Source organism: Streptosporangium sp. H13245 (genome assembly GCF_055690525.1).
The window spans coordinates 1-26,499 of record NZ_JBSZKT010000048.1 but is presented as its reverse complement, the minus strand read 5'-3'; the positions used below and the strand labels follow the sequence as shown (position 1 = coordinate 26,499).

Annotated in this window: 28 protein-coding genes and 1 pseudogene; 5 read left to right on the top strand and 24 right to left on the bottom strand. The window is 69.7% G+C overall.

What is annotated here, in order from left to right:
• Positions 1-98 precede the first annotated feature (98 nt).
• The 9 genes from ACW9TB_RS36280 to ACW9TB_RS36240 form a co-directional block, all read right to left on the bottom strand.
• The gene (locus ACW9TB_RS36280; protein WP_472752644.1) at positions 99-509 is read right to left on the bottom strand and encodes a YybH family protein; all 411 of its coding nucleotides are present in this window, start codon (positions 507-509) and stop codon (positions 99-101) included.
• Positions 510-519: 10 nt separating this feature from the next.
• Complete coding sequence (locus ACW9TB_RS36275) at positions 520-1,134, bottom strand: flavin reductase family protein (RefSeq protein WP_472752643.1); 615 nt, start codon at positions 1,132-1,134, stop codon at positions 520-522.
• A gap of 229 nt (positions 1,135-1,363) precedes the next feature.
• Positions 1,364-1,981, bottom strand: coding sequence for an NAD(P)H:quinone oxidoreductase (wrbA, locus tag ACW9TB_RS36270; RefSeq protein ID WP_472752642.1), 618 nt, complete (start codon positions 1,979-1,981; stop codon positions 1,364-1,366).
• A gap of 39 nt (positions 1,982-2,020) precedes the next feature.
• Positions 2,021-4,129, bottom strand: a complete 2,109-nt coding sequence (locus tag ACW9TB_RS36265) for an AfsR/SARP family transcriptional regulator (protein WP_472752641.1) — start codon at positions 4,127-4,129, stop codon at positions 2,021-2,023.
• 1,175 nt (positions 4,130-5,304) lie between these two features.
• The gene (locus tag ACW9TB_RS36260) at positions 5,305-5,988 is read right to left on the bottom strand and encodes a hypothetical protein (RefSeq protein WP_472752640.1); all 684 of its coding nucleotides are present in this window, start codon (positions 5,986-5,988) and stop codon (positions 5,305-5,307) included.
• A gap of 566 nt (positions 5,989-6,554) precedes the next feature.
• Positions 6,555-7,106, bottom strand: coding sequence for a hypothetical protein (locus ACW9TB_RS36255; protein ID WP_472752639.1), 552 nt, complete (start codon positions 7,104-7,106; stop codon positions 6,555-6,557).
• A 305-nt stretch (positions 7,107-7,411) separates the two neighbouring features.
• Positions 7,412-8,164: a lysophospholipid acyltransferase family protein gene (locus ACW9TB_RS36250; protein ID WP_472752638.1), complete on the bottom strand. Its 753-nt coding sequence runs from the start codon at positions 8,162-8,164 to the stop codon at positions 7,412-7,414.
• Between the two features lie 76 nt (positions 8,165-8,240).
• Positions 8,241-9,878 carry a thiamine pyrophosphate-binding protein gene (locus tag ACW9TB_RS36245; protein ID WP_472752637.1) on the bottom strand — a complete coding sequence of 546 codons (1,638 nt, stop codon included), beginning with the start codon at positions 9,876-9,878 and terminating at the stop codon, positions 8,241-8,243.
• Positions 9,875-10,648 carry a cyclase family protein gene (locus tag ACW9TB_RS36240; protein WP_472752636.1) on the bottom strand — a complete coding sequence of 258 codons (774 nt, stop codon included), beginning with the start codon at positions 10,646-10,648 and terminating at the stop codon, positions 9,875-9,877. The genes ACW9TB_RS36245 and ACW9TB_RS36240 overlap by 4 nt, the downstream gene beginning before the upstream one ends.
• Before the next feature lie 143 nt (positions 10,649-10,791).
• Between ACW9TB_RS36240 and dhaK the strand changes: the two genes are divergently transcribed.
• From dhaK to ACW9TB_RS36225, 3 genes are all read left to right on the top strand, one after another.
• Entirely contained in the window at positions 10,792-11,784 is a 993-nt protein-coding gene (dhaK, locus tag ACW9TB_RS36235; RefSeq protein WP_472752635.1) for a dihydroxyacetone kinase subunit DhaK, read from the top strand.
• A gap of 82 nt (positions 11,785-11,866) precedes the next feature.
• The gene (gene dhaL / locus ACW9TB_RS36230) at positions 11,867-12,517 is read left to right on the top strand and encodes a dihydroxyacetone kinase subunit DhaL (RefSeq protein ID WP_472752634.1); all 651 of its coding nucleotides are present in this window, start codon (positions 11,867-11,869) and stop codon (positions 12,515-12,517) included.
• 163 nt (positions 12,518-12,680) lie between these two features.
• Positions 12,681-13,052, top strand: a complete 372-nt coding sequence (locus tag ACW9TB_RS36225; RefSeq protein WP_472752633.1) for a PTS-dependent dihydroxyacetone kinase phosphotransferase subunit DhaM — start codon at positions 12,681-12,683, stop codon at positions 13,050-13,052.
• A 188-nt stretch (positions 13,053-13,240) separates the two neighbouring features.
• Here ACW9TB_RS36225 and ACW9TB_RS36220 read toward each other — a convergent pair whose 3' ends face one another.
• From ACW9TB_RS36220 to ACW9TB_RS36185, 8 genes and pseudogenes are all read right to left on the bottom strand, one after another.
• On the bottom strand, positions 13,241-14,218 hold the full coding sequence (locus ACW9TB_RS36220; RefSeq protein ID WP_472752632.1) for a CU044_5270 family protein: 978 nt from the start codon (positions 14,216-14,218) through the stop codon (positions 13,241-13,243).
• Positions 14,211-14,801: an RNA polymerase sigma factor gene (locus ACW9TB_RS36215; RefSeq protein WP_472752631.1), complete on the bottom strand. Its 591-nt coding sequence runs from the start codon at positions 14,799-14,801 to the stop codon at positions 14,211-14,213. Before ACW9TB_RS36215 ends, ACW9TB_RS36220 begins: the two co-directional genes overlap by 8 nt.
• Before the next feature lie 346 nt (positions 14,802-15,147).
• Positions 15,148-15,300 (bottom strand): annotated as a pseudogene (locus ACW9TB_RS36210) (IS30 family transposase); the annotation flags it as partial.
• Positions 15,301-15,347: 47 nt separating this feature from the next.
• Positions 15,348-15,683: a helix-turn-helix domain-containing protein gene (locus ACW9TB_RS36205; RefSeq protein WP_472752630.1), complete on the bottom strand. Its 336-nt coding sequence runs from the start codon at positions 15,681-15,683 to the stop codon at positions 15,348-15,350.
• A gap of 221 nt (positions 15,684-15,904) precedes the next feature.
• Positions 15,905-16,267: a hypothetical protein gene (locus tag ACW9TB_RS36200; RefSeq protein WP_472752629.1), complete on the bottom strand. Its 363-nt coding sequence runs from the start codon at positions 16,265-16,267 to the stop codon at positions 15,905-15,907.
• A gap of 267 nt (positions 16,268-16,534) precedes the next feature.
• Positions 16,535-17,887, bottom strand: coding sequence for a hypothetical protein (locus tag ACW9TB_RS36195; protein WP_472752628.1), 1,353 nt, complete (start codon positions 17,885-17,887; stop codon positions 16,535-16,537).
• 258 nt (positions 17,888-18,145) lie between these two features.
• On the bottom strand, positions 18,146-19,027 hold the full coding sequence (locus ACW9TB_RS36190; RefSeq protein ID WP_472752627.1) for a cellulose binding domain-containing protein: 882 nt from the start codon (positions 19,025-19,027) through the stop codon (positions 18,146-18,148).
• 380 nt (positions 19,028-19,407) lie between these two features.
• Positions 19,408-20,028, bottom strand: coding sequence for a TIGR03086 family metal-binding protein (locus ACW9TB_RS36185; protein WP_472752626.1), 621 nt, complete (start codon positions 20,026-20,028; stop codon positions 19,408-19,410).
• A gap of 98 nt (positions 20,029-20,126) precedes the next feature.
• On the opposite strand from ACW9TB_RS36185, the gene ACW9TB_RS36180 reads away from it, so the two are divergent.
• Positions 20,127-21,089: a helix-turn-helix transcriptional regulator gene (locus ACW9TB_RS36180; RefSeq protein WP_472752625.1), complete on the top strand. Its 963-nt coding sequence runs from the start codon at positions 20,127-20,129 to the stop codon at positions 21,087-21,089.
• Between the two features lie 348 nt (positions 21,090-21,437).
• Here the strand turns inward: ACW9TB_RS36180 and ACW9TB_RS36175 are convergent, their stop codons facing one another.
• From ACW9TB_RS36175 to ACW9TB_RS36145, 7 genes are all read right to left on the bottom strand, one after another.
• Complete coding sequence (locus ACW9TB_RS36175) at positions 21,438-21,941, bottom strand: DUF4190 domain-containing protein (RefSeq protein WP_472752624.1); 504 nt, start codon at positions 21,939-21,941, stop codon at positions 21,438-21,440.
• A gap of 792 nt (positions 21,942-22,733) precedes the next feature.
• Entirely contained in the window at positions 22,734-23,030 is a 297-nt protein-coding gene (locus ACW9TB_RS36170) for a hypothetical protein (protein WP_472752623.1), read from the bottom strand.
• A gap of 3 nt (positions 23,031-23,033) precedes the next feature.
• Positions 23,034-23,348 carry a hypothetical protein gene (locus ACW9TB_RS36165; protein WP_472752622.1) on the bottom strand — a complete coding sequence of 105 codons (315 nt, stop codon included), beginning with the start codon at positions 23,346-23,348 and terminating at the stop codon, positions 23,034-23,036.
• 313 nt (positions 23,349-23,661) lie between these two features.
• Positions 23,662-24,210 (bottom strand): hypothetical protein, encoded by a 549-nt coding sequence (locus tag ACW9TB_RS36160; protein ID WP_472752621.1) that lies wholly within the window; start codon positions 24,208-24,210, stop codon positions 23,662-23,664.
• A 105-nt stretch (positions 24,211-24,315) separates the two neighbouring features.
• Entirely contained in the window at positions 24,316-25,158 is an 843-nt protein-coding gene (locus ACW9TB_RS36155; RefSeq protein WP_472752620.1) for a helix-turn-helix domain-containing protein, read from the bottom strand.
• Positions 25,133-25,675 (bottom strand): DUF6879 family protein, encoded by a 543-nt coding sequence (locus ACW9TB_RS36150; RefSeq protein ID WP_472752619.1) that lies wholly within the window; start codon positions 25,673-25,675, stop codon positions 25,133-25,135. The genes ACW9TB_RS36155 and ACW9TB_RS36150 overlap by 26 nt, the downstream gene beginning before the upstream one ends.
• Positions 25,672-25,872: a hypothetical protein gene (locus ACW9TB_RS36145; protein WP_344915132.1), complete on the bottom strand. Its 201-nt coding sequence runs from the start codon at positions 25,870-25,872 to the stop codon at positions 25,672-25,674. The genes ACW9TB_RS36150 and ACW9TB_RS36145 overlap by 4 nt, the downstream gene beginning before the upstream one ends.
• Before the next feature lie 288 nt (positions 25,873-26,160).
• On the opposite strand from ACW9TB_RS36145, the gene ACW9TB_RS36140 reads away from it, so the two are divergent.
• Positions 26,161-26,322: a hypothetical protein gene (locus ACW9TB_RS36140; protein WP_472752618.1), complete on the top strand. Its 162-nt coding sequence runs from the start codon at positions 26,161-26,163 to the stop codon at positions 26,320-26,322.
• The last annotated feature ends 177 nt before the right edge of the window (positions 26,323-26,499 follow it).

Here is a 26,499-nt window from a genome sequence, read left to right as displayed (position 1 = left end):
CGCGGCTCCCGGGTGTCTCCGGCGGCCAGGCCACGGGTCTTCCTAGGCGGCCGAGCCGCAGGTCTCCCCGAGGGTCGGAGCGCGGGTCTCCCCGGTGGTCAGCTCGCGGGTCGCGTGGTGCCGTGCGGGTTGTCGATGACCGAGCGCCAGAGGCCGTCGGCGCCGCGCCGGATGACGTCGGTGCTCGTCCCCTCCATCCGCATGTGGTCGCCGCCGGGCCCGGTGCCCTCCACGACCCAGTCGGCGATGATCAGCGCGATGTCGCCCGCGACGTAGACGTGGCGGTCGCGGATGTCCATGGGCAGCCCGAGCGCGAGGAAGTCGGCGATGGCCTTGCTCGCCTCGCCGCCGGTGACGGGGTCACCGGGTCCGCGGACGAACACCGCGCCGTCCTCCAGACCGGCCTCGACGGCGGCCACGTCGCCGGAGTTGAAGGCGTGGCGGAAGTTCTCGGTGTGCTGGTACGGGTCGGAGACCGGGGCGAAGGTGCTCCTCGTCGAGCTGGTCATCTGTGCTCCTTCATGACATTCGGTGGCTCGCTGTTTCCGCGGTCAGCGCGGGCCGCTGGCGGTGCCCCGCGGCGGCGGGTTCCGCGATGTCCGTGATGTCGGCGGGGACGGGCTCGTGCGGTTCCGGCCACACCGAGTAGCGGCGCAGCCCGTACAGCAGCGGGCGGCGCGCCTCGCGGCGCAGCACGCGCTGGACCGCGCCCATCACGACGGTGTGGTCGCCGACCCGGTCGGCGCGCGACACCAGGCAGTCGGCGATGGAATGGGCGTCCCGCACCAGGTGCGGGCCGCAGGCCCCGCCGTCGACCGTCCACTCGGCGCGCTCGAAGCGGCGCGGATCGCCGGAGGCGAACAGCTCGGCCGTCGGCCGGGCGTTGTGGTCGAGAAGATTGAGGGTGAACCGCCCGGCGGCGAGCACCGCCGCCAGGGTCGGGCTGGCGTTGCGCACACACACCAGCAGGGTCGGCGGGGCGAGGGTGACACTGCAGACCGACGAGCAGGTGATGCCCTTGGGGCTGCCGTCGGCGGAGACGACCGTCACGACCGCCACCCCGGTGGGAAAACCCGCCATCAGGGCGCGGAAGTCATCCTTGCCGGTCTGGTTCGTACTCGGTACTTCGCGCATGTGATACCGCCTCTGCTGGCCGGGAGCGCCGGTCCGGACCCATACGCGACGATGTCCGGGAACCGCCTGCAATCACGTGAGCCCACGCTATGAGCGTCGGCTCTCGATGCTCTCTTCCCCATCTCTCACCGGCCCCGGCCTGGGCGGGCCGTGAGACGACGAGGCCGCCGGAGCGCTGCTCCGGCGGCCTCGGGTGGCGCCTCATGCCGGTGTCATGCCGGGCCGTACGTCACGCGTCCGCGGCTCGCAGCGGCTTGAGCGCCCCGGCGATCCGGGCGAAGCGGGCACCGTGGTACTCGGCGGCGGCGTACACGTGCTTGGCCAGGTCCTCGTCGCCGTCGCGGATGCTGATGCCGTACGGGTTGCCGCCCGCGGCGTGGATGAGGTCGTAGTCGGCGTACCCGGCGGGAACGATGATCGAGCCCCAGTGGTGCATCACGTTGTAGAGGGCGACCAGGGTGGTCTCCTGCCCGCCGTGGACCTCGTAGCTGCTGGTGAACCCGGTCGCCGCCTTGCCGGTCAGCTCGCCCTCATGCCAGATCTTGCCGGTCGTGTCGAGGAACTGCTTGAGCTGGGAGCTGACGTTGCCGAAGCGGGTGGGCGTGCCGAAGGCGAAACCGTCGGCCCAGACGAGATCCTCGACGGTGGCCTCCTCGATGTGCGCGGTGGCGTCAAGATGCTCCCGCCAGGCCGGGTTGGAGTCGATCGCCGCACGGGGTGCCAGCTCGGTGACCCGGCGCAGCCGGACCTCCGCCCCCGTCGAGGCGATGCCACGGGCCAGGGCCTCGGCGAGCGCGTGCACGTTTCCCGTCGCCGAGTAGTAGATCACTGCGATTCGAATATTCATCAGCACCTCTCAACTGTCCAACTGTTCGTTTGACGGCTGTCAGCTCGCGGACGGCACGGCCGCGACACCGTCCTGGTCATCCGTGTCCGCGCCGACGATGCCGAGGTCGCGGCGGCCGAGCCGGGAACGGGCCGGTGACGGCACCCGGGACAGCCGGCCGCGATGGTGGGCGGCGAACCGCAGCCCCTCGGTCTCGAGTTCGAGCCAGGCACCCGGATCGGACGTCACCATCTCGATCATCTGCTCGCACACCGCCGTCGGGCATTCGATGAGGACGGACGCCCCCGGCTCGCCTTTGAGCAGGCGCTCGGCACCCTGGGCGAGCCCCAGCCAGCAGTCGGTGGCACGGTCGAGCATCCCGGCCCGCTGCGCGACGGTCAGCTCGCTGAGGGAGCGTTCCCTGGCGTACAGCCCCATCAGCTCGTGCATCCGGCAGCGCAACACCCCCATGTGGTCGGTCCCCGCCACGTCCAGCAGCCCCCGGTCGACGAGGTGTTCCAGGATCGGCTCCACCTCGGCGATCGGGGTGTCGACGGCCGCGGCGATCACCCAGGCGCCGAAGTCGGGCACCTGCAGCATGCCCGCCGCGTACCAGACCCGCCGCGCGTCCGGGTCGAGGGCCTCGACGCTGGGAGCCAGGTAGGAGCGCATGTCGAACGCGCCGTGGGAGAGCTCGTCCAACCGGCGGTCCGGGTCGCTCAGCCGCTGTGCGAGACGGCCGATCTTGAGGTGGGTACGGGAGGCCAGGCGCGCGGCGGCGGCGCGCACCGAGAGCGCCAGCCTGCCGGTCGCGCCGACCACCTCGTCCACCGCCTCGGGCTCCGCCGCTATCCGGTGGACGCCCACGACCTTGCGGAGAAGCTCGACCGACTGGTCGACGGTGAGCATGCCCACCTCGACGGGGAAGTTGCCCGGGACGTCGGACAGGTTCGACCGGCTGGTCATCAGCAGCGCGGCCTCGGGCGTGGCCGGGATCAGCGGCCAGACGTGACCGGCCCCGAGCACGTCGTCGAGCATGATGAGCACGCGCCTGCGGTCGAGCAGGCTGCGGTAGATCGCGGCCCGCTCGGCGAGCTCCTTCGGGATGGCGGTGTCGGCGACGCCGAAGGAGCGCAGGAAGCAGGACAGCACGTCGCCGACGTCGACCGGGTCGGGCCGGGAACCGCGCAGATCGGCGTAGAGCTGCCCGTCGGGGAACTCGTCGCGCAGCTGGTGGGCCACGTGCAGGGCCATCGCCGACTTGCCGGAGCTCCACTTGCCGTAGACGCCGCAGATGCGGGCGCCGTGGCTGTCGGCCGTCAGCGCGGCGTGGATGCGGCGCTCGTGCTCGGGCCGGCCGACGTAGTCGGGCAGGTCCGCGACGAGCTGGGCGGGCACGTTGACGGGCGCGTCCTCGACGGTGTGGACCGGCTCGCCCGCCAGGACGCGCTGGTGCATCTCCCGCAGGGTCGGGCCGGGTTCGAGGCCGAGCTGGTCGACGAGGAGCGCCCGCCCCGCGGCGTAGGCCTCCAGCGCCTCCGCCCGCCGGTCGGCGCAGTACAGCGCGTACATCAGCTGCGCGCGCAGGCCCTCCCGCAGGGGATACCGCTCCACCAGGACCATCAGCTCGTCGATCAGCTCCCGGCCCCGGCCGCACTGGAGCTCCAGGTCGATGCACTCCTCGATGACCGACAGCCGCCGCTCCTCCCACTTGGTGGCGATGGCCTGCACGGCGGGGCTGTCGACCTCGGCGAGCACCGGGCCGCGGAACAGCGACAGCGCGCAGCGGAAACGGGACGCCGCCAGCGTCCGGTCGCCCTGCGCGGCCAGCGAACGGGCGTCGGCGACCTGCTCGTTGAACCGGTGCGCGTCGACGGTCTGCGGGTCGACGCGCAGGGCGTACCCCGGTGACGTCGTCTCGATGAGATCGGCGACGGCTCCGGCGAGCGCGAAGGAACGGCGCAACTGCCAGATGCACGTCTGCACCTGCTCGGCGGCGGTCCGCGGCGGCCTGCCCGCCCAGAGGGCCTCCACGATCTCCCCGACCGTCACGATGCGGCCCGCACTGGCCAGGAGCATCGTGAGAACGATGCGCTGCCGGTTTTTTCCGACAACGACCGGTGTGTCACCTATCAGCACTTCAAGTGGACCCAGTATACGAAACAGCATATGCGCCTCGACACTCCCGTTAACGGCAATCTAATCGGATCATCTCGCCTCATCCCACTCATCAATCCCCATTCCCGGCCGGATATTCGCGACACCTTCCACGCCATCCCGGTTGACCGCGGACGGGGACCCTCACGGTCGTTCGTCACCTTACCTTTCCCTTCACGGTGGATCGCCGTTTCGCCGACGGAGCGACGGCGCGGACCGAATGTGACACACCCATACCGCCAATTCCGGATGCTCACTATTCGGCGCGACCGCGCACACGATCTTGATTTAACAATGCCCCTCTCTCTTCACATATAGCAAATCATCGCGTATGTGGCAAGTCACCCATGAATGGCATATTTCCCGTTAATCAGCAGCTTAGAAGCATAAATATCCCGACGTAATACCGATTTTTACCGCGACATAATGTGTCACGCTGCGTCGTTCTCATTCCGCACGCGTCGCACCGGGGAAGCTGGGAAAAGTCCACAGGAACCCGGGCACGGAAAGGCGGAAAATGGCGACTGAGCTGGGGAAATTATCCGCATCCGGCTCGACGGCCGCCCGGTTCGAACGCCGGGCGCCGACGGCCCAGCGTGACCGGGCGGGGCGGCCCCGGATTTCGGTCAACGTCGTCCGGCCGCGCGTGCGCCGTTCACGGATCGAGCGTTGAGACCCGCGTAATAAAACGTTTTAAAAGCCGGGAGAAAAACACCGGCACCCCGGGGAGAGCATCGCTCCCCGATTATCGCGCCGCCATACAGGGTGAAAATTGCCGAGCCTGCCGGGGATCGCCGGACTCAAAAGCCCTCGGCCAAAAGAATGAACATTGGGGGAATAAACGGGGGTGCGACCAGCCCCTGGTCACGACCGGCGACGGCGGCGGGAAAACGCCATCGGCGCCCCGAATCATCGGAGGCGATGCCTGCCCAACCGACCACCCCATCACGATATTTCCGGCCATTCTTCGTACGCGGGGAGCGACCACCCCCCGGCCGCCCATCGCTACCCGGGCACGGACCGGTCAAACACGACGACGCCCGGGTCTCCGATCGGAGACCCGGGCGTCGCAGGCCCAGGCCGCGGGGGCCGGAACCGGTCCGTCACCTCGTACCGGACGGCCCCGGATCCACGGCGCGGCCGTGCGGGTCAGGGCCGTGTGACGGCCGCGTTCGGTTCCCGGACACTCAGGGAGTCGGGGTCGGGGTCGGAGTGGGCGTCGGGGTCGGGGTCGGGGTGGGGGTCGGCTCGGGGGTGGGAACGCCCGGCGTCTCCGTCGGAGGCAGCGGGGTCTCGGTGGGCGGCAAAGGAGTCTCGGTGGGCGGCCACGGGGTCTCTGTCGGCGGCAGCGGGGTCTCCTCCACGGGCGGCGGCACCGTGGGGGTAGCGACGGGCGGCGTGGGACAGACGGCGGGCTTGCGCCACCTGCTGCCGGGCCGCCACTGGTTGGCCGACCACCAGTTGCCGCCGCGCCAGAACTTCTTGCTGGGCCGCGTCAGGTCGAAGACGTAGGCGGCCGTCGCCGTCTCGCCCGAGGTCGTGGCGGTCACCGATACCCAGTCGCCCTGCCTGATGCCGTTACCCTTCCGCCCCGAGAGGGACTTGGTGGTGTCGGCGATCGTGTACACCTTCTCGAAGCCGTCCTGGCTCTTCACGGTGATCGAGCCGTCCTCCAGGACGGTCGCCTCGCCGGTCTGGGCGAACACCGTGAAACCGCAGCCGTCCTTCGCCGGTAACACGAACTCGCCGTGCAGCGTGCCGGGGAACGCCACCGGGGGTACCCTCGGCGGCGGCGGCGTCGTGGCGGTGGGGGTCGGCGTCGGCGTCAGGGTCGGGCTGAGAGTCGGGGTCGGCGTGGGTGTCTCGCTCACCGTCGCCGACACGCTGGGAGTCGGCGTCGGTGATTCCGTCGGTGCGGGCGGCGGCGATGCCGCTGACGCCGAGGAGACCCCGACACCGCCCGACGCCGCCAGTACGACGGCGGTGGCGACAACCATCGGGCGTGGGATGCGCCGTGGTGGTCTGCCCGATCCGCTCGACGACACCGCGTTGGGCCTGTCGGGATTTTTTAGCGTCACCTTGTCCTCCATCTGGTTTGATCCGGAACCAGCGGGGGCGTCGAACGGGGTGCTCACGCCCACCGCCGAGACCGAGGACCACCGCCCGGTCGTGGTCCTCCATCGAGGGGCGCGGGGAAGACTGCCCGCTTCCAGGGAAGCCATGCAGACGAAACAAGCGACGAACCGGCAGAGACCACCCTTTCACCAGGTCACCGCCACATTTCTCGAATTAGAACAAATCCCCTTCCGGGCCTATGTTCGTGTCCGGAAGGGGGAACGGCGCCTGCGACCCGGGTCGGCGATGTCCTCACCGGCCGCTCTCGTCCCGGGCCGAGACCCGGGGGGCTCAGGAGAGGAACGCTCAGGAGGGGAACGGCTCAGGAGTAGGCGGCGACCACGCCGACGACGACACCGGCGAGCGAGACGACCGTGAGGACGCAGCCGAGAACCACCGCGCCGCGCCTGCCACGACGCGCCTTGAGAACGTAGAGGAGCACGTACGGCAGGAAGCCCAGCACGCCGACGCCGAGGAACGGCATGGTCAGCGCGGCGAGGACGCCGGAGGTGCCGGTCGGGACGGCGCGGTCGCCCTCGGGGGTGAGCTGGGCCCGCCTGACGTCCCCGGCGGTGGAGTCTGGCGAGGCGTCGACCGGGATCGCGTCGCCGCCCGCGTCGGGCGCGAAACTGCCCTTGCAGTCGTAACGGCCCTGGCCCAGGCTCTCGCACGAGACGACCGTGAGGGTGCCGGGAACACCGATGGAACCCGTCGCGAGCTTGAGGCCGGACACCGCGAACACGAAGGGCAGCACGCCCAGGCCCGTCCAGAGGATCAACAGGATGGCCATGCCGATCTTCCCCGGCGTGCGCCCGGGACCGGGGGCCGGTACCGGCTGGAAGGCGTTCGCGATGTCCTCAAAGGCGTTACTCATGGGGACAGGATGAGGCGCGTCACTTGTGAACCACCTGTTCGTGACTTGCGGTGGACGCCCACGCTCCCCCGCCTCGAAGCGGTGGACACTCACCGCCCCGGAAGGGTAGACGCTCATGCTCCACACCCAAAGCGGTGGACGCCCATGACCCTCGCCTCGAAGGGGCGGACACTCACGCTCCCCACCTCGAAGCGGTGGACGCCCACGCTCCCCACCTCGGAGGGGCAGACGCTCATGCCCCGCGCCTCGAAGAGGTGGACGGTTAAGCTCCGCGCCTCGAAGAGGTCAGAACCTCGGGTGGTTCGTCATGAGATGCCCTTGGTCGTCCTGGCCTCGGCCTCGGCGGCGTCCAGCTTGGCGGCCTCCTCGGGAGTGGGCGCGGTGCCACCGAGGTGGCGAGGCTGCCACCAGACGCCCTGCGGGATCTCCGGGTAGCTCCGCTGTGCCTTGTCGAGCATCTCGGCCATGCGCTCGCGCAGGTCGGCGGTGACGGCGTCGTAGTCGTCGCCGCGCTGGGGGTGCATGGGCTCGCCGACCTGGATCGTGATCGGCACGTGCCGCTGCAGCAGTTTCTTGGGGTGGCCCTTGGTCCACAGCCGCTGGGTGCCCCACAGGGAGACCGGGATCATCGGCACCTTGGCGGCGACGGCCATCCGGACCGCGCCGTTCTTGATCTCCTTGATCGTGAAGGACCGGCTGATCGTGGCCTCGGCGAACACGCCGACGACCTCTCCGGCCCTGAGCGACTTCAGCGCCGCGCCGAACGCGGCGGCCCCGGCCGCGCGGTCGACCGGGATGTGGTGCATGCCGCGCATCAGCGGCCCCGAGATCCGGTGGTCGAAGACCTCCTTCTTCGCCATGAAACGCACCAGGCGCCCGGCCGGGCGCGCGGCCCATCCGGCGAAGATGAAGTCGAGATAGCTGATGTGGTTGCTGACCAGCACGGCTCCGCCGGTCCGCGGGATGTGCTCGGCCCCCTCGACGCTGATCTTGAGGTCCAGCGCGCGGAACACGGTCAACGCCGCCCCGATGACCGGGGGGTACACGATCTCAGCCATGGCTGAACCGTACCTCAGCTCTCCCCTCGCCCCGACCTCCCGATCCTCCCCCGGGCGCCCTCCCGTGGCCGGAATCTCAGTGCCCCCGGAACGCCTCCTCCAGCCACCACGCCCCCCGCCCCCGGCTGACCCTGGCGTGGACCAGCAGGGGCCGGTCGCGGGACCCCTCCAGCCACCGGGCCACCGCGCCGAGATCCGCCCGGTCCCGTACGGTGACCGCCTCGCAGCCGAAGCCCCGGGCGATCGCGGCGATGTCGGCGGGCGGGAAGGTCACGGTGTCCAGGGGGTGCCCGTCCGGGCCGAAGTGGTGCACCTCGGCGCCGTAGCCGTCGTCGTCGTACACGACGATCACCATCGGAAGGCCGAGCCGTACGACCGTCTCCAGCTCGGCGACGCCCATCAGGGCGCCCCCGTCGCCCAGCGCGGCCACCGGGAGCCGGTCCGGCCTGGCCAGGGCCGCGCCGATCGCGGTGGCCAGGCCGAGGCCGATCGACTGGAACGCCTGCGTGAAGCAGAAACCCCCCTCGTCAGGGACATCAAGGAACATCGACGGATATCCCATGAAATTTCCGGAGTCGATGGAGACGACGCGTTCCGCGGGGAGCAGGTCGTCCAGCTCGATCGTCAGCGTCCGGGGATCGATCCTGCCGTCGCCGCCCTCGTCGGTGTAGGGGACGTCCCGCCAGCGGTTCTCTCCGGCGATCCGCGCGGCCAGCTCCGCCGAGCGGTAACCGGTGCCCCTCTCGCTCCCATTGAGCAGGCGGGTGGCGGCCAGCGCGGTACGGGCGACGTCGCCGGTCACACCGAGGTGGACGGGCCGGTGGACACCGAGCGCGGAGACGTCCAGATCGACCTGGACGACGGTGGTGTCACGGCCGATCAGCGTGCCGTGGCGCATGGTCCACATGTTGAGGGCGCAGCCCCAGCCCACGAGCACGTCGGCGTCGCGGACGAGCTCGACCGTGAGCGGCGAGGCGAAGCCGCCGCTCACGTCCAGGTCCCACGGACTGCCCCGGAAGAGTCCCCTGGCCACGGCGGAGGTCGCCAGCAGCGCCCCGGTCCGTTCGGCGAGCTCCTCGACCTCGCGCCGGGCCCCGCGCGCGCCCCGCCCCGCCACGAAGACGGGACGGCGTGCCGCCGCGAGGATCTCCACCAGCCGGGCCACCTCCCCGGCCCCGGGTTCCGGCGACGGAACACCCGGCAGGTCCGGAACCTCCCGGCTCACCTCAGGGACGGCCAGGCCCTGCACCTCCAGCGGAAGGTTGAGCAGGACCGTACGACGTCCGTCGCGAGCGGTGCGGAACGCCTCGGCCGTGTCGGCGGCGGCGGTCTCCGCCGACCCGATCCGCAGCGGGACCGCACCCACCGCCTCCGCCAGCGCGGTCTGGTCGACGAAGAAGTTCGAGCGGGGCTCGGTCACCTCTCCGGCCAGCACGACGAGCGGGGTACGGCTCTTGGCGGCCTCGGCGATGCCGGTCATCGCGTTGGTGAGCCCCGGCCCCTGGTGGACGCTGAGCACGGCGACGCCGCCGCCGAGACGGGCGTAGGCGTCGGCCATGGTCGCCGCGCCGCCCTCGTGGCGCGCGGCGACGTAGCGCACGCCGTACGCGACCAGGGCGTTGGTCACGTGGAAGTTACCGCTGCCCACCACCCCGAAGGCGGTGTCCACGCCGAGTGAGGCGAGGGTCCGCCCCACGACCTCGGCGACGTTCACCTCTCGACCAGGGCCAGCACCCGCAGCGGGCTACCCGAGCCCCCGGCGATGGGCAGCGGCGGCGCGACGAGCACGGCGCCGGTCACCGGGAGCCGGTCGAGGTTGCGCAGCTGGGTCAGGCCGTACTTGCCCGCGCCCAGCAGGAACGAGTGACACGGGAAGGCGGGGTCGAAGCCGTGCGCGGCGCCCGCGTCGGTGCCCACGGTCTCCACGCCCAGCCCGGCGATCGAGGTCTCCCCGGCCAGCCACCGGGCGCACTCGACCGAGACGCCGGGCGTGTGCGGGCCCGTCTCGTTCGCGTTCAGGAAACGCTCCTGGTCGTGGGAGCGGGCGTCCCAGCCGGTGCGGTAGAGCAGCCAGCCGCCCTCCGGCAACGGCCCGTTGGCCTCCTCCCACGCCCTGACGTGCGCGATCTCCAGCAGGAAGTCGGGGTCCTCGGCCGCCTCGGCGGTGAGATCGAGGACCACGGCCGAGGCGATCAGCCGCTCGACCGGCACCTGCGAGACGTCCTCGCCGTCCCTGCCGGTGACCCAGTGAACGGGCGCGTCGAAATGGGTGCCGGTGTGCTCACCGGTCACGATGTCGTTCCAGTACCACGCGGGGCCGCGGTCGTCGTAGCGGCTGATCTCCCTGAGCGTGAACGGCACGGTGTTGCCGAACGGCTCCGGCAGCCGCAGGATCGGCGTCTCCGGCGACAGCGGCGCCGTCAGGTCGATCACCTCGATCCCGCCGTTCCGGATGCTCTCCACCAGGTTCCGCAACACCGACATGACGCCTCCAGCTGGGATAAGAACTGGGCAGATCCTCCTACACCGCCACCTCCGCCGCCACCACCACCGGCCTCGGCCGGACCCGGGACGGCTTCCACGGCCGGTGCTTGCCATCACCCGCGAACAGGACGAGTTTGGAAACTGTGAAAAAGCTCATCAACGATGTCGAGTCGGTCGTTCCCGATGCGCTGCGCGGCGTCGCGGCGGCGCATCCCGGGCTGCGGGTGGACGTGGACAACCAGATCGTGTTCCGGGCCTCGGGGCCGCGGCCGGGCAAGGTGGGCCTGGTGTCCGGCGGCGGGTCGGGGCACGAGCCGCTGCACGCCGGGTTCGTGGGGTACGGCATGCTCGACGCGGCCTGTGCCGGTGAGATCTTCACCTCCCCCGTACCCGACCAGATGATCGAGGCCACCTCGGCGGTGGACGGCGGGGCGGGGGTCCTGCACATCGTGAAGAACTACACGGGCGACGTGCTGAACTTCCAGATGGCCGCCGAACTGAGCGGCGAGGAGGGGGTACGGGTGGAGAGCGTGCTGGTCGACGACGACGTGGCCGTACGCGACTCCCTCTACACGGCGGGACGCAGGGGCACCGGCGCCACGCTGTTCGTCGAGAAGATCGCCGGGGCGATGGCCGAGACCGGCGCGCCGCTGGCCGAGGTCGCGCGGGTGGCCAGGGAGGTCAACGCCCGCAGCCGCTCCTTCGGGGTCGCGCTGAGCCCCTGCACCACACCCGCGGCGGGCAGGCCCACCTTCGACCTCGCCGACACCGAGACCGAGCTGGGCATCGGCATCCACGGCGAGCCCGGCCGGACGCGCTCGGCCATGCGCCCGGCCCGCGAACTGGTCCACCTGGCGATGGACGCGATCCACGAGGACCTGCCGATCTCCGGCGACACCCTCGTCATGCTGAACGGCATGGGCGGCACACCGCTGATCGAGCTGTACGTCGCCTACGCGGCCGTCGCGGAGCACCTGGCGGAGAAGGGGGCGCGGGCGGCGCGGAACCTCGTCGGCAACTACGTGACGAGCCTCGACATGCAGGGGTTCTCGATCACGGTCTGCCGGTTGAACGAGGAGCTCACCCGGCTCTGGGACGCCCCCGTCGAGACCCCCGCCCTGCGCTGGGGCCGCTGATGACCTCCGGCACGGCCGCCCGCCCGCGCGAACGAACACCGAACCAAACACCGACCCGAACACCTACGCAGACGACGCCGAGATGAACGCTGAGATGAGCACCGCGATGGACACCGCCCTTTTCACCGCCTGGATCGAGGAGACCGCCAGGACCGTCGCCGCCGAGAAGGAGCGGCTGACCGGCCTGGACGCCGCGATCGGCGACGCCGACCACGGGGCCAACCTCGACCGGGGTCTCACCGCGGTCACCACGGCGCTGGCCGCCGGAGAACCCGGCACCCCGGGGTCGCTGCTGGTGCTGGTGGGCAACACCCTGATCCGCAAGGTCGGCGGGGCGTCGGGTCCCCTGTACGGCACGGCGTTCCGCGAGGCGGGCAAGACGCTGGGCGACACCGCCGAGGTGTCCGTCGCGCAACTCCACACCGCCCTGGAGGCCGCCCTCGCCGGGGTGCGGAAGCTGGGATCGGCGGCCGAGGGCGACAAGACCATGGTCGACGCCCTCGCCCCGGCCGTACGGGCACTGGAGCAGGCGGCGAAGGAGGGAAAGGACCCGGCGGAGGCGATCGGCGCCGCGGCGTCGGCGGCCCGTACCGGAGCCGAGGCGACGATCCCGATGCAGGCCCGCAAGGGGCGGGCCAGCTATCTCGGGCCGCGCAGCGTGGGCCACGAGGACCCCGGCGCCGCCTCCACCGCGCTCATCCTCACCGCCCTGCACACGGTGACGGCGCGATGACACGCCTCCCCGCCCCCGCCCGCCGTACGGGGAGCGTCCCCGTTCCCATCCTCCGTACGGAGAACGTCGTCCCCGCTCCCGCCCGTCGTGCGGGGAGCGTCGCCCCCGCCGGACGGGCGCGGTCCTTCCCGGACGCGCCGTCGACGGGCAGGTCGGCGGCCACATGGTAGGCATCGTCCTCATCTCGCACAGCGGCCCGCTGGCGGCCGAGGTGGCGTTGCTGGCCGCGCAGATCGGCGGCACGAACGTCCCGCTCGCCGCCGCGGGCGGCACCGAGGACGGCGGCCTCGGGACCAGCCCCGACCTGGTGGCGGCGGCGATCGAGGAGGTGGACCGGGGAGACGGGGTGATCCTCATCCCCGACCTGGGAAGCTCGGTGCTCACCGCCCGGCTCTTCGCGGACGAGCGTGTGGTCATCGCCGACGTGCCGTTCGTGGAGGGGACCATCTCGGCCGTCGTGTCGGCGGGCACCGGCTGTTCGCTGCCTGCCGTACTCGCGGCGGCCGAGGAGGCGAGGACCTTCCGCAAGCTCTGACGCGGAAACCCCCGTCCTCCGGGGGCGGTTTCCAGGGATCGTCGCGACACGGAATGTATCGCGACGATCTTAGGGTTCGCCGGTGGAGGCTCCGGTGCGAGAGCACCGATGGGTCTTCGGCGACTACTACCGGAACCCCTGCTGCTCACAATCCGGGTTTCGCGGGCTTCCCGTCGGTGCGGTGAGCGTCAGCCTCGCTGGCCGGGACGGTCGACGATCACCGACGACAGCAGGGCCGTGCTCCACACCGCGCCTTTGCGGAAGAAGGGCTCGCTGTCGCCGGGCCTGAGGTCGTCGCGCAGCCAGAGCATCTGACGGCCCAGGTAGCGATAGGTGACCGGGTCGAGGATGTCGTAGCGGCGTTCGGGCGTGTCGAAGTCTCCCTCCCGCCAGACACCCAGACCGCTGCGGCCCGCGGCGTCCCGCACGCCCTGCTCGATCCGGACGCCGGGAATGAGCGCCAGGGCGTGGAACATGGCCGCTTCCAGCCGTGGTGGCATCGTGCCGTACCTGCTCAGGTAGAGGGTGATCACTCGGTAGGCGCGGGCGTCGGCGGATTCGGCACTCTTGGGGACGCCTTCCTCGTGTGCCCCCTCGATCCAGTGGCGATCACCTGTGACCTTGGCCAGCAGCTTCCTCGGGTCGGTCGGCAGGGCGCGGAGTTTGGCGTCGTACTGCTGCGGCGACAGGTCGTCATCGCCCGGATCCAGGGGAACGTCGCGGACAACCAGCTCGTCGTCCTCGCCGAAGCCGGCGCGCTGTTTGCCGTCGTAGCGCAGCCATCCTTCGCTGGTCCTGACCGTGTCCGAGGTCGGCTGTTTGTCCAGGGTCTTGGTGTAGTGCCACTGTGTCGGCAGGGGCGCCCGGGTGCTTTTGCGCCTGCCCGCCACCTCGGCGGCGTGGGCGAGCACCACGCTGGAGTCGAGTCGAACGACCGGCAGCGTGTTCACCGGGCCCGGGATGGACGTTTCCGGCCGCAGGTTGGCCACGGCGAACGCGGCGGCGGCGGCCCCCAGCGCCACGACCACGAGCAGGCGGCGCCTCAGTGCCCACCCGCGCCCCCGCATCCGCTTCAGCAGCCGCCGGCGCTGCGGGATGATCCATTCCTGGCCCGGCTCGGAGACCTCGGCGCGCCACTCGCGCAGCGATCGCAGGTCATCATCCATCGAAGGACTCCTCTCGGGTAGTGGCGGGGGTAGATCCGCTGAGCGCCTGGCGCGTCTTGACTCTGGCCCGGTGCAGGCGGGACGCGACGGTTCCGGCCGGGATGTTGAGCGCGCGGGCCACATCGCCGTACGACATCTCGGCCCAGGCCACGAGGAGGAGCACCTCCCGGTCGCCGGGTGACAGCTTCGCCAGCGCCGCCGCCAGCCCTGCCTGCTGGGCGGCGACCCGGTCGTCGACGCGTTCGGTACAGACCTCGGTGATCTCGTCGACGCCGCTGCGGACCAGCGCCCGGTAGAGGCGGACCTCCACCCGCCGATGCCGGCTGATGAGCCGGGCGGCGATGCCATACAGCCAAGGCCGTGCGTCGGGGTGGCTGGCGTCGTAGCGGTGGCGGCGCCGGAAAGCGGCCAGGAAGGTGTCGGCGACGATGTCGTCGGCCAGTGAGGGCCCCAGCCGTCGGGCGACATAGCGCCGCAATGCGGGCGCGTGCCGGTCGAAGAGGCCGGCGAAGACCTCGGGGGCGCGTTCCGAGCGCCGGATCAACTCGGCGTCGTCGGCCCTGCCGGATTCTTCGGCGATCACATGGTGCTCCCGTCCTTGCGCAATGGTTCGTCGGCTTTCGCCCGTACGACGGTCGCGAATTCACGCTATGAGATGTGATCTGTGTCACATAACGCCATCCGGGCGGGCCGGACACAGGACGCCGGACGCGGCAGAGTGCATCGGCGAGCGCGCCGACGCCCTGCGCACCATCACCTGCGAAGCCGGGCCGGTCTGGCCCGTTGCCGCATCGGAAAGATCACTCAGCCGCCCTGGATTCAAAATGTGAAGCTCAGCGCCCGGGCCAGCCGCTGGGCCGGGGTTTCCCACCCAGGTCAGGGAGCACTTGAGCTGGGCCGGCAGTGCGGCCATGGTGCCCAGCAGGCATCGCGCTGTGGTCAGTCGGCAGGTGGACCACCATGACGTAGCGGGTAGTGCGCTCGACCAAGGTCCCGATCGCGGACAACCGGTTCCTGCCGATAATGAGATCGCCCTCCCAGCGGCCGGGAACGACGCGGTCGTCGGCCTCGGCGGGCCGTTCGCGTTGGGACGTGGACGACGAGCCCGCGCTCGCGCGGCATGGGGCCGTTACTGCCCGTTGGATGGGTGCCGGTTACGGCGGATCTCCCGGCTGATCGTGGAGGGCCCACGGCCCAGCTCGCGCGCGATCTCACGGATCGACACCTTCTCCCGTGACCGATCAGCGATGTGGACGCGCTTGTCCTCGCCCACGTACCGAGAGGAGCCTCGGGCCTCGATGGTTCTGCCTCTGCCCGCGAGGACCGCGACTGCCGGTGCATCTCGCGCCGGCAGTCGCGCCTTCTTCTTGCGCCCCCCAGGTCGGCCGCGTAACCACTCACGTCCGGTCCGCTCGTTCACGCCGACGATTTGGCACGCCTGCCGGTTGCTCACGCCCCGCCGCATCAGAGCAAGGTAGTGCTCTCGCTCCTTGAGCAGCTTCCGGGGTCCCTGAGCTGAGCGGTCACCACGAATCTCGAAGTCTGGCCTGGGGTGTTGCGACGACCGCTAGGACGACCACTAGAAAGGAAGGGAGAGAGCGGGGGCTTACGCGCCATGGAGATCGTCTTCGGTCCCCGCGTACGGCTGTCGAGGTCGTTCCCGGTTCCGGCGTACGCGAGGTGGGGTCAGCGCGTGGCCAGCAGGCCGTCCAGCAGGCCGAGGACGGCCTGGACCGGAGGGGGCGTGGTCCCGAACTCCACGTCGGTCCCGCTGACGGAGTCCATCACGCTGACCGAGCTCTGCGGCAGTCCCCAGCGCTCACCGCCGTCGTGACCGACGCCGACCTCGATACCGGCGAAGGTGACGTACTCCCAGTTCTTGAGTTCCCTCCTGAGTGCCTCGTGGCCGCGTACGGTGGCCCACTCGGCGACGGCCGCGAGGATGTCGCTGAGCGTGTTCTCGCGCTCCTTCAGGTCTCCGGACTGGAGTTCCTCGATCTGGCGGTCCAGCTCGGCGCGCTGGGCGAGGAGTGCGTTGATGTCGCTCATAGGGGGCCTTTCAGGGGAGGTGAGAGGTATGCGGGTGGCAGCGGCGAGTTCTCTGGAAAGTCGTTCACGAGAGGATCGGGCCTCCACCCGGGCAGAACCCCGCCGCGATCCGCGAGCTGCCGGAGGCTTCGCCGATCACTGGAGAGGACATTGCCGTCATGCGTCACATAATGGTGCCGTACGACCCTGCCCTGCGTCGATCCGTCACGGTGGATTCCTCCCGCTCAGAGGTATCCGGCATCGGGACGCGCCCCTCGTACCGTCGCGTCAGGGTACGGCGTCGCGGGCGCGGGCGGTGAGGTCGAGATACTCCTCGCGGGACAGCGTCCGGACCTCGAAACCGAGTCCGTGCCGCACGGCGAAGCGGTGCGTGTCCTCCAGCGGCCACGGGCCGGGCAGGTGGCGGACGGGCCTTCCCTCGCCGTCCAGCACGAAGAGCCCGGACAGTTTCTCGTGACGGTAGGCCGTCAGGGCGCCCGCGCAGCCCAGGTCCGGCCCGATCTCCATGTCATCGGGGACGATCCGCGGGCCGAGCCGGACGCTCAGCGTCCTGCCGCCCGAGACGGAGAGGTACGGCCCCCCGGGCGGCCCGAGCGCGGAGCCGCGCCGGACGCGCCAGGTGTGCCACGCCTGCCGCACGGGCTTCAGGACGACGAGCAGGGGGGCGAAGAAGACCGCCAGCCACTTGGCGTCCAGCAGGTCCAGCAGCATCCCGCCCAGCGCGGACAGCCCCCGCCACGCGAACCAGCCACCCGCCGCGACGATGTACGCCATCGCGAACAACCCGGCCACCCCCGCGCAGACCGCGACGTTCCTCTTGGTCCTGGACAGCCGGGGGACCTCCAGCCCGGTGAGGCGCGCCCAGCCGGGGGCCCGCCTGCTCAGCGTGGTACGCACCATCCTCGACGACATCACCAGGGCGTCGTGCACGGGAAGTTGCCGCCCGGCCGCGAAGGCGGCCACCTCGTGGGCCGTCCACGCGCCGGGCAGGTCGGCGAGCACCAGCCCGTCGGCGTCGAGCACGGCCAGCCCGGTGAGGGAGCGCGACTCCTTCCTTCCGGCGACGAGCACCCGGCGCTCGTACCGGTAGTGGTACAGGGAGGCGGGCGCGAGCAGCAGCGAACGCCCGGCCACCGGATCCGTCGCGACCAGTGTCCGGCCGTCCCAGCCGAGCGTGGTCGCCGGGCGGGGCGCGCCCTCCAGCGCCCCCTCGTACGGCCGGAGCTCGCCGGACACCTCGTCGTACGGCCGGAGCCTGGCCACCGCCTCGTCGGAGCGGTCGCCGCGCACCGGGAGCCCCGCGTCCGCCGTGGTACGCCACCGCGGCGCCCGGTTCTCAAGGGCGGCGCGCCCCTCCCGCTCGGTGGCGTAGAGCCGGTACTCGAAGGTCAGCCCGGCGTCCGCGGCGAACGTCTCCGTCAGGCCGCGGGGCCTGGCCCCCGGGGAGTCGAGCATGACCCTCCCCTCCGCGTCCAGGACCGCGACTCCGTAGACGACCCCGATCTCGCGGGGAAGGCGGTACAGGGCCAGGCAGACCGCGCGTTCCTCACCGGTGAGCGGCACCCGGATCGGATGACGTCCCGGCACCTCGACGACGAGACACCCGTCGTCCACCCCCATCTCACACCCGCCCCCGGCGAGCGATCGTGTCGCCCCTATGGCTCTCCTGCCTTCCCCATGGCAACGTGGCAACGCCCCCGCTTTCCTTGGACGACGCATAAGACGTCCATAAAGTTCCACTCCGAAAACCTTGTCCACGATGTAGATGATGTTTCGTCGTTCACCCTGATATCGCCTTCGCCGGAGACGACGTCCGACGCACCGGGTGGCACGGGGCTTCGCCTCGGGCGGTGCCGCACCGGCACCGCCCGGACGCGCTCAGCCGGTGGCGCAGGCCCTTCCGTTGAGGCCGAAGCCCACGGGAACGGGCGGGGGCCCGCTGGAGGAGAGGACGAACCCGGCCTGCACCGACGAGCCGACGGGGATGACCTTGTTCCAGTGCTTGCTCGTGCCAGTGAGCCGTGCACCTGCCTGGGCCCAGTCCGCCGACCAGCCCGAGGTGAGGCGTACGGCCGGCGTCGGGTAGTCGACCGTCAGCGTCCAGCCGTCGATCGCGGTCGTGCCGGTGTTGCGCACGGTGACCTGCGCGGTCAGCCCCGAACCCCATGTCGTCGCGCGGTACGACACCGTGCACGACGGGCCGAGCGTCGGGGTCGGGGTCGGGGTCGGGGTCGGGGTCGGGGTCGGGGTCGGGGTCGGGGTCGGGGTCGGCGAGGGGAGACCTTCCCTGGCGAGGACGGACAGCGGGTCGGACGGCGCGCTGAGGTTGCCGGCCGCGTCCCTGGCCACCACGACGTAGGTGTAGCGCTGCCCGGTGACCAGGCCGGATTCGGTGAAAAGCAGGAAACCGGGAGAGACCGTACCGACCTTGGTGTAACCCGTCGCGGTCTCGCGGTAGATGTCGTACGCCGTCACCGCCACGTTGTCGCTCGACGGCTGCCAGCAGAACGCGGTGCCCCGGAAGTCCCACAGGCAGGGCTCGCTCAGGCCGGCCGGCTTTGACGGGGGCACCCGGTCACCCGGTGAAGGGCTCGGTGAGGAGGCCGGGGTCGTCCCGGCCGTCACGGACACCGGAACGGCCGCGTACGGGGCGTCCCCCGCCGGGACGGCGGCCAGGGCCGTCTCTCCGGCCGGGCCGGTCACCGGTGCGGCGATGAGTAACGCCAGGACGAGAAGTCCGAGGGTGAGAAGGACCGCCATCAGAGATCGCCTGCCGAGTTGCATGATGCCCCTATCGAACCGCGTCGGCGTATGACCCCTCGCAGGGATTGTGAATCATCTTCGGCACCCCGTAAAGCAGCGGCCCTATCAGCCAATGGAAGCGCAGGTCAACGGCACGAAAGCCCATTTATGACCATATATAGGCTCTCGGTGTGTCACGACCGGAACCGACCTCGATTGTCTACGTTTTTAAATCTTCCCCGTCACCATGTCCAGGCTTTTCTCCGCCGATTCTCATCGCGGAAGGACGGCCCGGGTCCGCGATATGCGGTGACAGCGATTCGGCGCGGACCCGGCGGCCTGAAAGCGAGGAAGAAAGACGAGGACCGTGACGCGTTCGAGGATCGGTCGTCGGATCGTCAGCGCGGGGTGCGGCCGAGATAGCGGAGCAGGTCGTCGACGACCGGGGTGGAGGAGGGACCACCGGCGGTCTCGACCACCGGCGCGTAGGCGCCCCACTGGCGCAGCGGTTCGACGATTCCCCGCGCCGCGGCGAGAAGGTGGCCGGCGAGCTCGTCGTCGAGCGGGGACGGCCGGCCCGTGGCGATCGCGATGTCCCACGCGTGCACGGCGGCGTCGAGCGCGCACATCACCGCGGCGACCGGGGTGGGCAGGTCACCGTGAGGCAGCGGCGTCGGAACGGTCTCGGTGTCGTCGGCGACCGTCGCCCACGCCGCGGCGGTCTGCTCGATGGCGTCCTTCACCAGCTCCGCCGCGGTGCCGTCGACGGCTCCGGAGGGCGAGAAGGGGTCGTAGGCCGGGCCGTTCCCGATGCCGAACATCTTCGCGTAGGCGAGCTGATCGCCCGCGGCATGCTGAATCACCTGGGTGACCGTCCAGTCCGAACACGGGGTGGCGTTGTCCCACTGGCCGTCCCGCACACCCGCGACGCTGTTCTCCAGCGCCAGGTAGGAGACGGCCAGCACCTCACGCCAGACCGGCTGCAGGGAGGTGACGGTGGCGGTGGTGGTGGTGTTCATGATCTCGCCTTTCGATCTCTTCCGTGCCTGTGACACCAATCTATGGGCCTATTAGGCTACTTTCGTGCCTAATAGTCACTCGGGATGAGAAGAGATCGATGGCTCCGACGACGACTCGAGTGCTGCGCCTGCTGTCCCTGCTGCAGGACCGGTCCCATACCGGCCGTGAGCTCGCCGAACGCCTCGGCGTCACCGGACGCACCCTGCGGCAGGACATCCAGCGCCTCCGCGAACTCGGCTATCCGGTGCACGCCACGCGCGGCGCGGCGGGCGGATACCGGCTCGGACAGGGCCCGAAGATGCCCCCGCTGCTGCTCGACGACGACGAGGCGGTGGCCGTGGCACTGGCCGTCGGCCTGGCCGAGGACGGCTCCACCGGGATCACCGACATCGACGCCAGCCTCACCCGGGCGCTCGCCAAGCTCCAGCGGATCCTCCCGAAACGCCTGCAGCGCAAGGTGACCGCCCTGCGGTCGGCCACCGCGGTCGGGCCCGCCACGGTCGGCTCCCGCGAGCCCGACGCCCCGGTGCCCGCCGCGACCCTCACCGTCGTCGCGGACGCGATCCGCGACGGCGCGACCCTGCTGGCGACCCGCGCCGGCACCGAGACCGAGGTGGAGCCCTACCGTCTGATCAGCTGGCGCCGCCGCTGGTTCCTGGTCGCCTACGACCTCGGCGCGCACGCCTGGCGGGCGCTGCCCGTCGCCGACCTGACCGGCGTCCGGTCCGCGTCCCGCCGCTTCGCGCCCCGTTCCCTGCCCGACGACGACCTGGTCGCCTTCGTCCTGCGCGAAGTCGCGCAGACCGGCTGGAAGGTGCACGCTCGCGTCACCGTCCTCGCCCCCGCCGAGACCGTGATCGCCCGCATCAACCCCGCCGTCGGCGTCGTCGAGGCCGTCGACTCCCACACCAGTGTCCTCGTCACCGGCGCCGACGCCCTGGAGACCATCGCCATCTACCTCAGCATGCTGATGATGGACTTCCGCGTCGACAGCCCACCAGAACTCCTCGACCACATCCGCACCCTCGCCCGCCGCTACACCGAAGCCCTCGACGGGTAAGCCCGGCCGGTCGGCCCGTCGGTCTTCCGGTCAAGACAGAACGCGGCTCCGACTTGGGCGAACACCACCGGATCGTGGAACATGCCTTCGCCCTGCCGCATGCCTTCCGCCGTCTGTGCATCCGCTGGGAGGTACGTGCCGACTTTTCGAGGCGTTCCTCGGCCTCGCCTGCGCCCTCATCCGCAGGCGACGCCTCGTCTGATCGCGTCAGCGGCTCCAAAGAATCTCTGCACGATGAGACGAAGAGCCAGAGGCATGTCAACGACGTCGTAAAGCGAGTTTCCTGACCCCGACGGTCGCCGAACGGTTCGGCCAGCCTCCCCTACTACAAAAAGGGTCGAGGTGTGACTACCCTGAGCAGGCGAAGATCTCGTTGGCAGTCTTGGCATCCTCCATGCATTCGATCTGCTGCTGGGCGTCGCCAAGCTTGTTCCGGGCATCATCTACGGCGGTGAAGACCCGATTGGCGCCCCAGATGGACATGGCGGCGGCGACGATGCCGAGCAGCATGCCGATGGTGGCGACACCACCATTCGTCGCCGCCCCTTTCCGGGCTCGGGACATGCCGGTGAGGCCTAGCGTGATGGCGACGAGTGCCAGCGGACCGGCGACGATGAAGCCAATGGCGACGAGGCCGAACAGGACGCCGATGCCGCCACAGATGATGGCGGCTAAGCCGATTCCGTTGCGCGGCGGCGCAGCAACGACTGGCGGCACGTACCAGTACGGACTTGGCGGAGGCGACATATGCGGCTGCTGCATGTATTGCCCTTGAGGTGGCCCGTATTGCGGTGGCTGGCCGTAGGGCGGTTGCGGCTGTCGTCCCTGTGGCGGTCCGTACTGGTGGCTCATGAGGGGCTCCTGGGAGCGGAGGGGGTTTGCGGAGCGTAGGACGCTCTGCACAGACGGTGGGTTGACGGCGTTCCACGACATCAACCGATTCACCTGGATAATTCGTAGCCCTGGGCCCTTCGTCATCGCAGGCGAGCTCGATAGCCGATCGCGCCATGAAAGTGCGCCCCACCCTTGATAACAAGGGGTTTCTCACTGATCCGACTACGGCTGAGGCAGCGATGAAAAAATGTTCGAACAGTTACGGTAAGAGCAAGGAAAACCTGCATAGGCTGTCCTGTAATCCACTTGAGGACATGCCGAAACAGGGACACGTGGCTGGGGCTGCGAGGTTTCGCCAAACGGGTCGAGGCGTCGGCGCAGTAGTCGCGTGAGAAAGCCGGCGGCGTCCACCGAGGCGAGGGAGACAACTAGCAGTAGTGCGGAGGAGGCGACCGGGTCCAAGGTAGATGAAGTCAACCCACGCATCTCGTCGAAAACGGGGGTCGGTTCGGCGGAGTACGGCTCTGTCCGGCGTCGAGGGACAGGCGGACGGCCCAGCGCGCTGCCGAACTGGGCCACCAGCCACGGCACGTCGTGCTTGCGTCCAGACTCCACCCCGGCCGGGGCGGTCGCCCCATCCAGCACGGCGACCCATGTGGGGCCCGCGAGGACGTAGTCCTCGTTGTACGGCTGGCCGGGAGCCGCCGCCGTCTCGTAGCTGATGCGCACCGGATGTCCTAGTCAGGATGGGGAGCGAGCCGGGGCTTGCACCTCAAGCTATCCAGCACGGGCCAGTGCGGCGGCGAGAATCTACGTGTCCCCGAGATCCTTGGCATCCATGATCGTGACAACATCGAATTGATCTAGATTGCCAGCCGGATCATCAGTCCACATTCGGACCAATACGAAAAGCCCCTCGCGGGGCTGGAAGACCGTGATGGTCGGGTCACTGGGATGTTTTTCCCAGTAGAATTTTCCCTTCATTGCGGACAGGTCTTCGATTGCCCTAAGAAGCCTTTCAACGCATTGCCGGTCCTCCGGCGCGGCTCCAGTCTTCCACTTTATAACGAGCGTCTCAGTATGCTCAGTGATCCGGAGCCTACGCAATAGCTACTCCTGTAGTCGCCTGACCAGGTCGTTGACGTCTCTCAGGTCCTCGGCGGAGCTGGGTTCGGTGGGTGCGTTGAGGATCGCCTGCCGGGCGGCTGGGTGCCCGTGAAGAAGGACCATCGTTTTCACACTTTCCGCGAGCCGGGCCAGGTGGTCAATATCACCGGTGCGATTGAAAGCAGTAGCCGCACGGTAAACCGACCTAAATATCTCCCGCTGCTCGCGTGAATTAAGGGTGTCGTAAACCTGTATCGCCTTGATGACCTGAGGGTCATCGAGAGGGATTTCCCCGGGTCGGAGATTGATATCAGCCATCACATTGGGCTCCTTCCTCTGCTCGCTCTGTCACGGTAAAGCCCGGCCCGGTGCTCGTCTGGAGGTGCGCTGAAACGGCATACCGAGCGCCAGGACGTTCACTCCTTGGCCAGCTGGGGCAGCGAGGACGACCGCCTCTGGCATCCGAGGTGGATACCTGAATGTGAAGGTGCCCCCGCCCGGAGGACGAGTCGAGGCGGGGGCACCGGTCGCGGTCGACTGTTCAGCAGAGTCCCGTCCCTGAGACGCTGCTCCGGCTGCGCTCAACCCCCGCAGGCGGCCCCTGGTGTGCGCACCACCGCCTGCGGGGAGTTCAGGAAGTGAAGGTGTGGCTCGCTCGCGCCCGGTGGATCCGCTCCACCTGAGTGGCCAAGGCAGACGCGAGCGCCTCGGCGGAGAACCGCATGAGCTCGGCCAACACCCCGGCCGCCTTCTGCCGGTCGGTCGGCGCGGTGCGCAGGACGGCGTACCAGACCGGGGTGGACAGGTCGGCCACACAGGTGATGTCCCAGCCGGGAAACTCCTGCCGCAGCGCCTCCAGTTGCCGCTCAGCCCAGTGCGCGGCCTCGTCGGAGAACTGACCCTTGCCGAGGAGGAACGCCACCTCGTTCGACAAGACGCCGTCCCCGCGCCGCGCCCGCCCTGCCCGCTCCACCTCGCCGAGCTGACGGCACAGATCAGCCGGTCCGGGCGCGTGCAGGGTGCGAGAGCACACGCATTCCGGGAGGCGACACGGCCCGGTCGCGTACCAGATGCCGCTCGCCCGCCAGATCCGCCAAGGCGGAAACGCGTGACCGAGGTGCAGCAGGAGAGCGTGGGCCTGCTCGTCGGTCAACAGGAGCGGCTCAGAGAAGGAAGCCATGCTCAGGACGGTAGGACTGACCGGCATGCACCTTGAAGGACAGTGCGCCAAGATGCGCCCGCGCGACGATGCCCGTGTGGAGCGAGCATCTTGCCGCACTTTCCGCTACTTGCCGGGCACCAGGTCATCCAGCGCGCTGTCGATCAGCGCCCGTGCCTCCCTGCCGTAGACCGCCGCGTCGGCGAGCCGGGCGAACGAGCCCAGGTAAGCGTTCACCTCGCTCGCCTGGGTGATGGTGAGCTCCGCGGTGAGAGTCTCAACCGAGACGTGCCGGTCATCGAAGATGTGGAATCCGTGGACTGGCTCAACCGGGTAGCGGACCTCGAAGGGGATGAGGCCGAGGCGGATCGTCCGCATCGTCGAGGCGACCGCCAGCCTCTCCAGCTGACCGGCCAGAACCTCGACCGGACACAGGCGAAGCTTCAGGACGGACTCGGTGATGACGAAGTGGAAGCGTCGACCGGTGGAGTAGATGATCTGCTGGCGGGCCATCCGTGCGGCGACGGCTTCGTCAAGATCGTCTGTCGCGCTGTCGTAGGCGATCGCCTCGGCGAGCCGCTCGCGGGCGTACTCAGGCGTCTGCAGCAGACCCGGGACGAAGCAGGTCTCGAAGTTGCGGATGAAGGTGGCCGCCGTTTCGACCTCGGCGAACGCGCGCTGTTGCCCGGCCATACCCGCCCGGAACATCCTGCGGAACTCGATGTACTGGCCTTCCAGCGACCGTAGAGCGGCGATCAGCTCGCGAGTCTGTTCCGGCACACCGCAGGACGCCGCCCACGCTTCAAGGTCGGCGTCGGACGGCGTCTGCTTTCCGTTCTCGATCTTGGGGATCTTCGTGCGGTGCCAGCCGTGAGCCGCGGCGAGTTCGGTGCCCGTCAGGCGGGCGTCTCGCCGCAGCTCACGCAGGCGCAGGCCGAGTGCTTCACGAGCTTTCTGGTAGGTCGACACGCGTCTTGTACTCGATCCACGGGAGGGCATGGCGGCGGGCCACGTCCCGGTAGTAGCAGTGCTTCACGACCACGGCCGGATCGTCGATGAGGTCAGCACCGAGGAGCACGTCGTCATCGTCGAACGTCAAGATGAGCAGCGTAGTGGAGTCGATCAGCCAGAAGTCATGCTCGGGCAGATCAACTTCGGCCGCATGGCGGCGGGGCAGGTACCTGATGTCCTCACCTGCTGCGGTGTTGTACGCCGCCAGGGCGAGCCCGAACCGCGTGTAGTCGCTGTGCGGTTCGGACACCACCCGGACCCGGTCCATTCGCTGACCGCCGGCCAGTCGGGGGCCAAGCTCCTCGACCCAGTCCGACATGTAGGAGTCGTCCAACTGCCCGCTGCTCAGGAACCGGTGCAAGACCTTGGCCTCGGATGGTTCGTTGTAGCGGTCGCGGACCTCCAGCCGGAACGCCGTGTACTCAAAGCCGAGAACCAGGTCGGTGAATTCAGGGCGGTCGACGAATCGAGTCACTCGGGCTTCTGCGCGAAGGTGAGGAGGTGGGCGGGGACTTCCACGTAGAACTCGTCGTCCTGGAGGCCGACCAGGTCGGCGATCGCTTCCTGATCGGTGACGCGCTTGCCCTGGACGACGTACGTGCCCCGGTCGGTGGCGTACAGGGCGGGGCAGCCGCTTTTTCCGCTGGAGGTGCCGAGCAGGGTGAGTCTCATGGTTGCGCCTTCCGATGGGGTTGGTGCGTTCGACTCTGATGCTCAACTGTGCTGAAGCATGCGTCAAGATGCTCCGCAGCTTGGTCAGCGTGGCACCCTCGCGGAGGGAAGAGGGCGCCCCGTGCGAGGGGGTTACAGGTCAGCGCGTTCCGGCAGGTGTCGCGACACCTCGGCGAAGATCAACACACTTTTCGGTGCTCTCCCCCACGCGCGGCCGTACGCGAGATTTCTACGACCGATGCCAGCGGGGGGCTGGTCCACCGCCCGTCTGCCTGCTTCGCTCGTGCTATGGCGAACTTCCAGCGCCGCACCCGGTTCTCCTGGCAGGCCCTGGCCTCGCTGGTCGTGATGGCCCTCCTGCTGGGCATCACAATCGCCGCGGGCGTGTGGTGGGGGCTGGCGTTGCTAGGCGATGAGATGGTGAGCTGGGTGCCGCAGTTCCCTGGCTAGACAACCCGGCTCAACCGTACGAGCCCGCCGATGAACTGCAGCCGGGAGACGCCCCGCGGGCGGTCCCTGGTTGCGCACCACCGCTCGCGGGGAGTTCAGGAAGTGAAGGTGTGGCTCGCTCGCGCCCGGTGGATCCGCTCCACCTGAGTGGCCAAGGCAGACGCGAGCGCCTCGGCG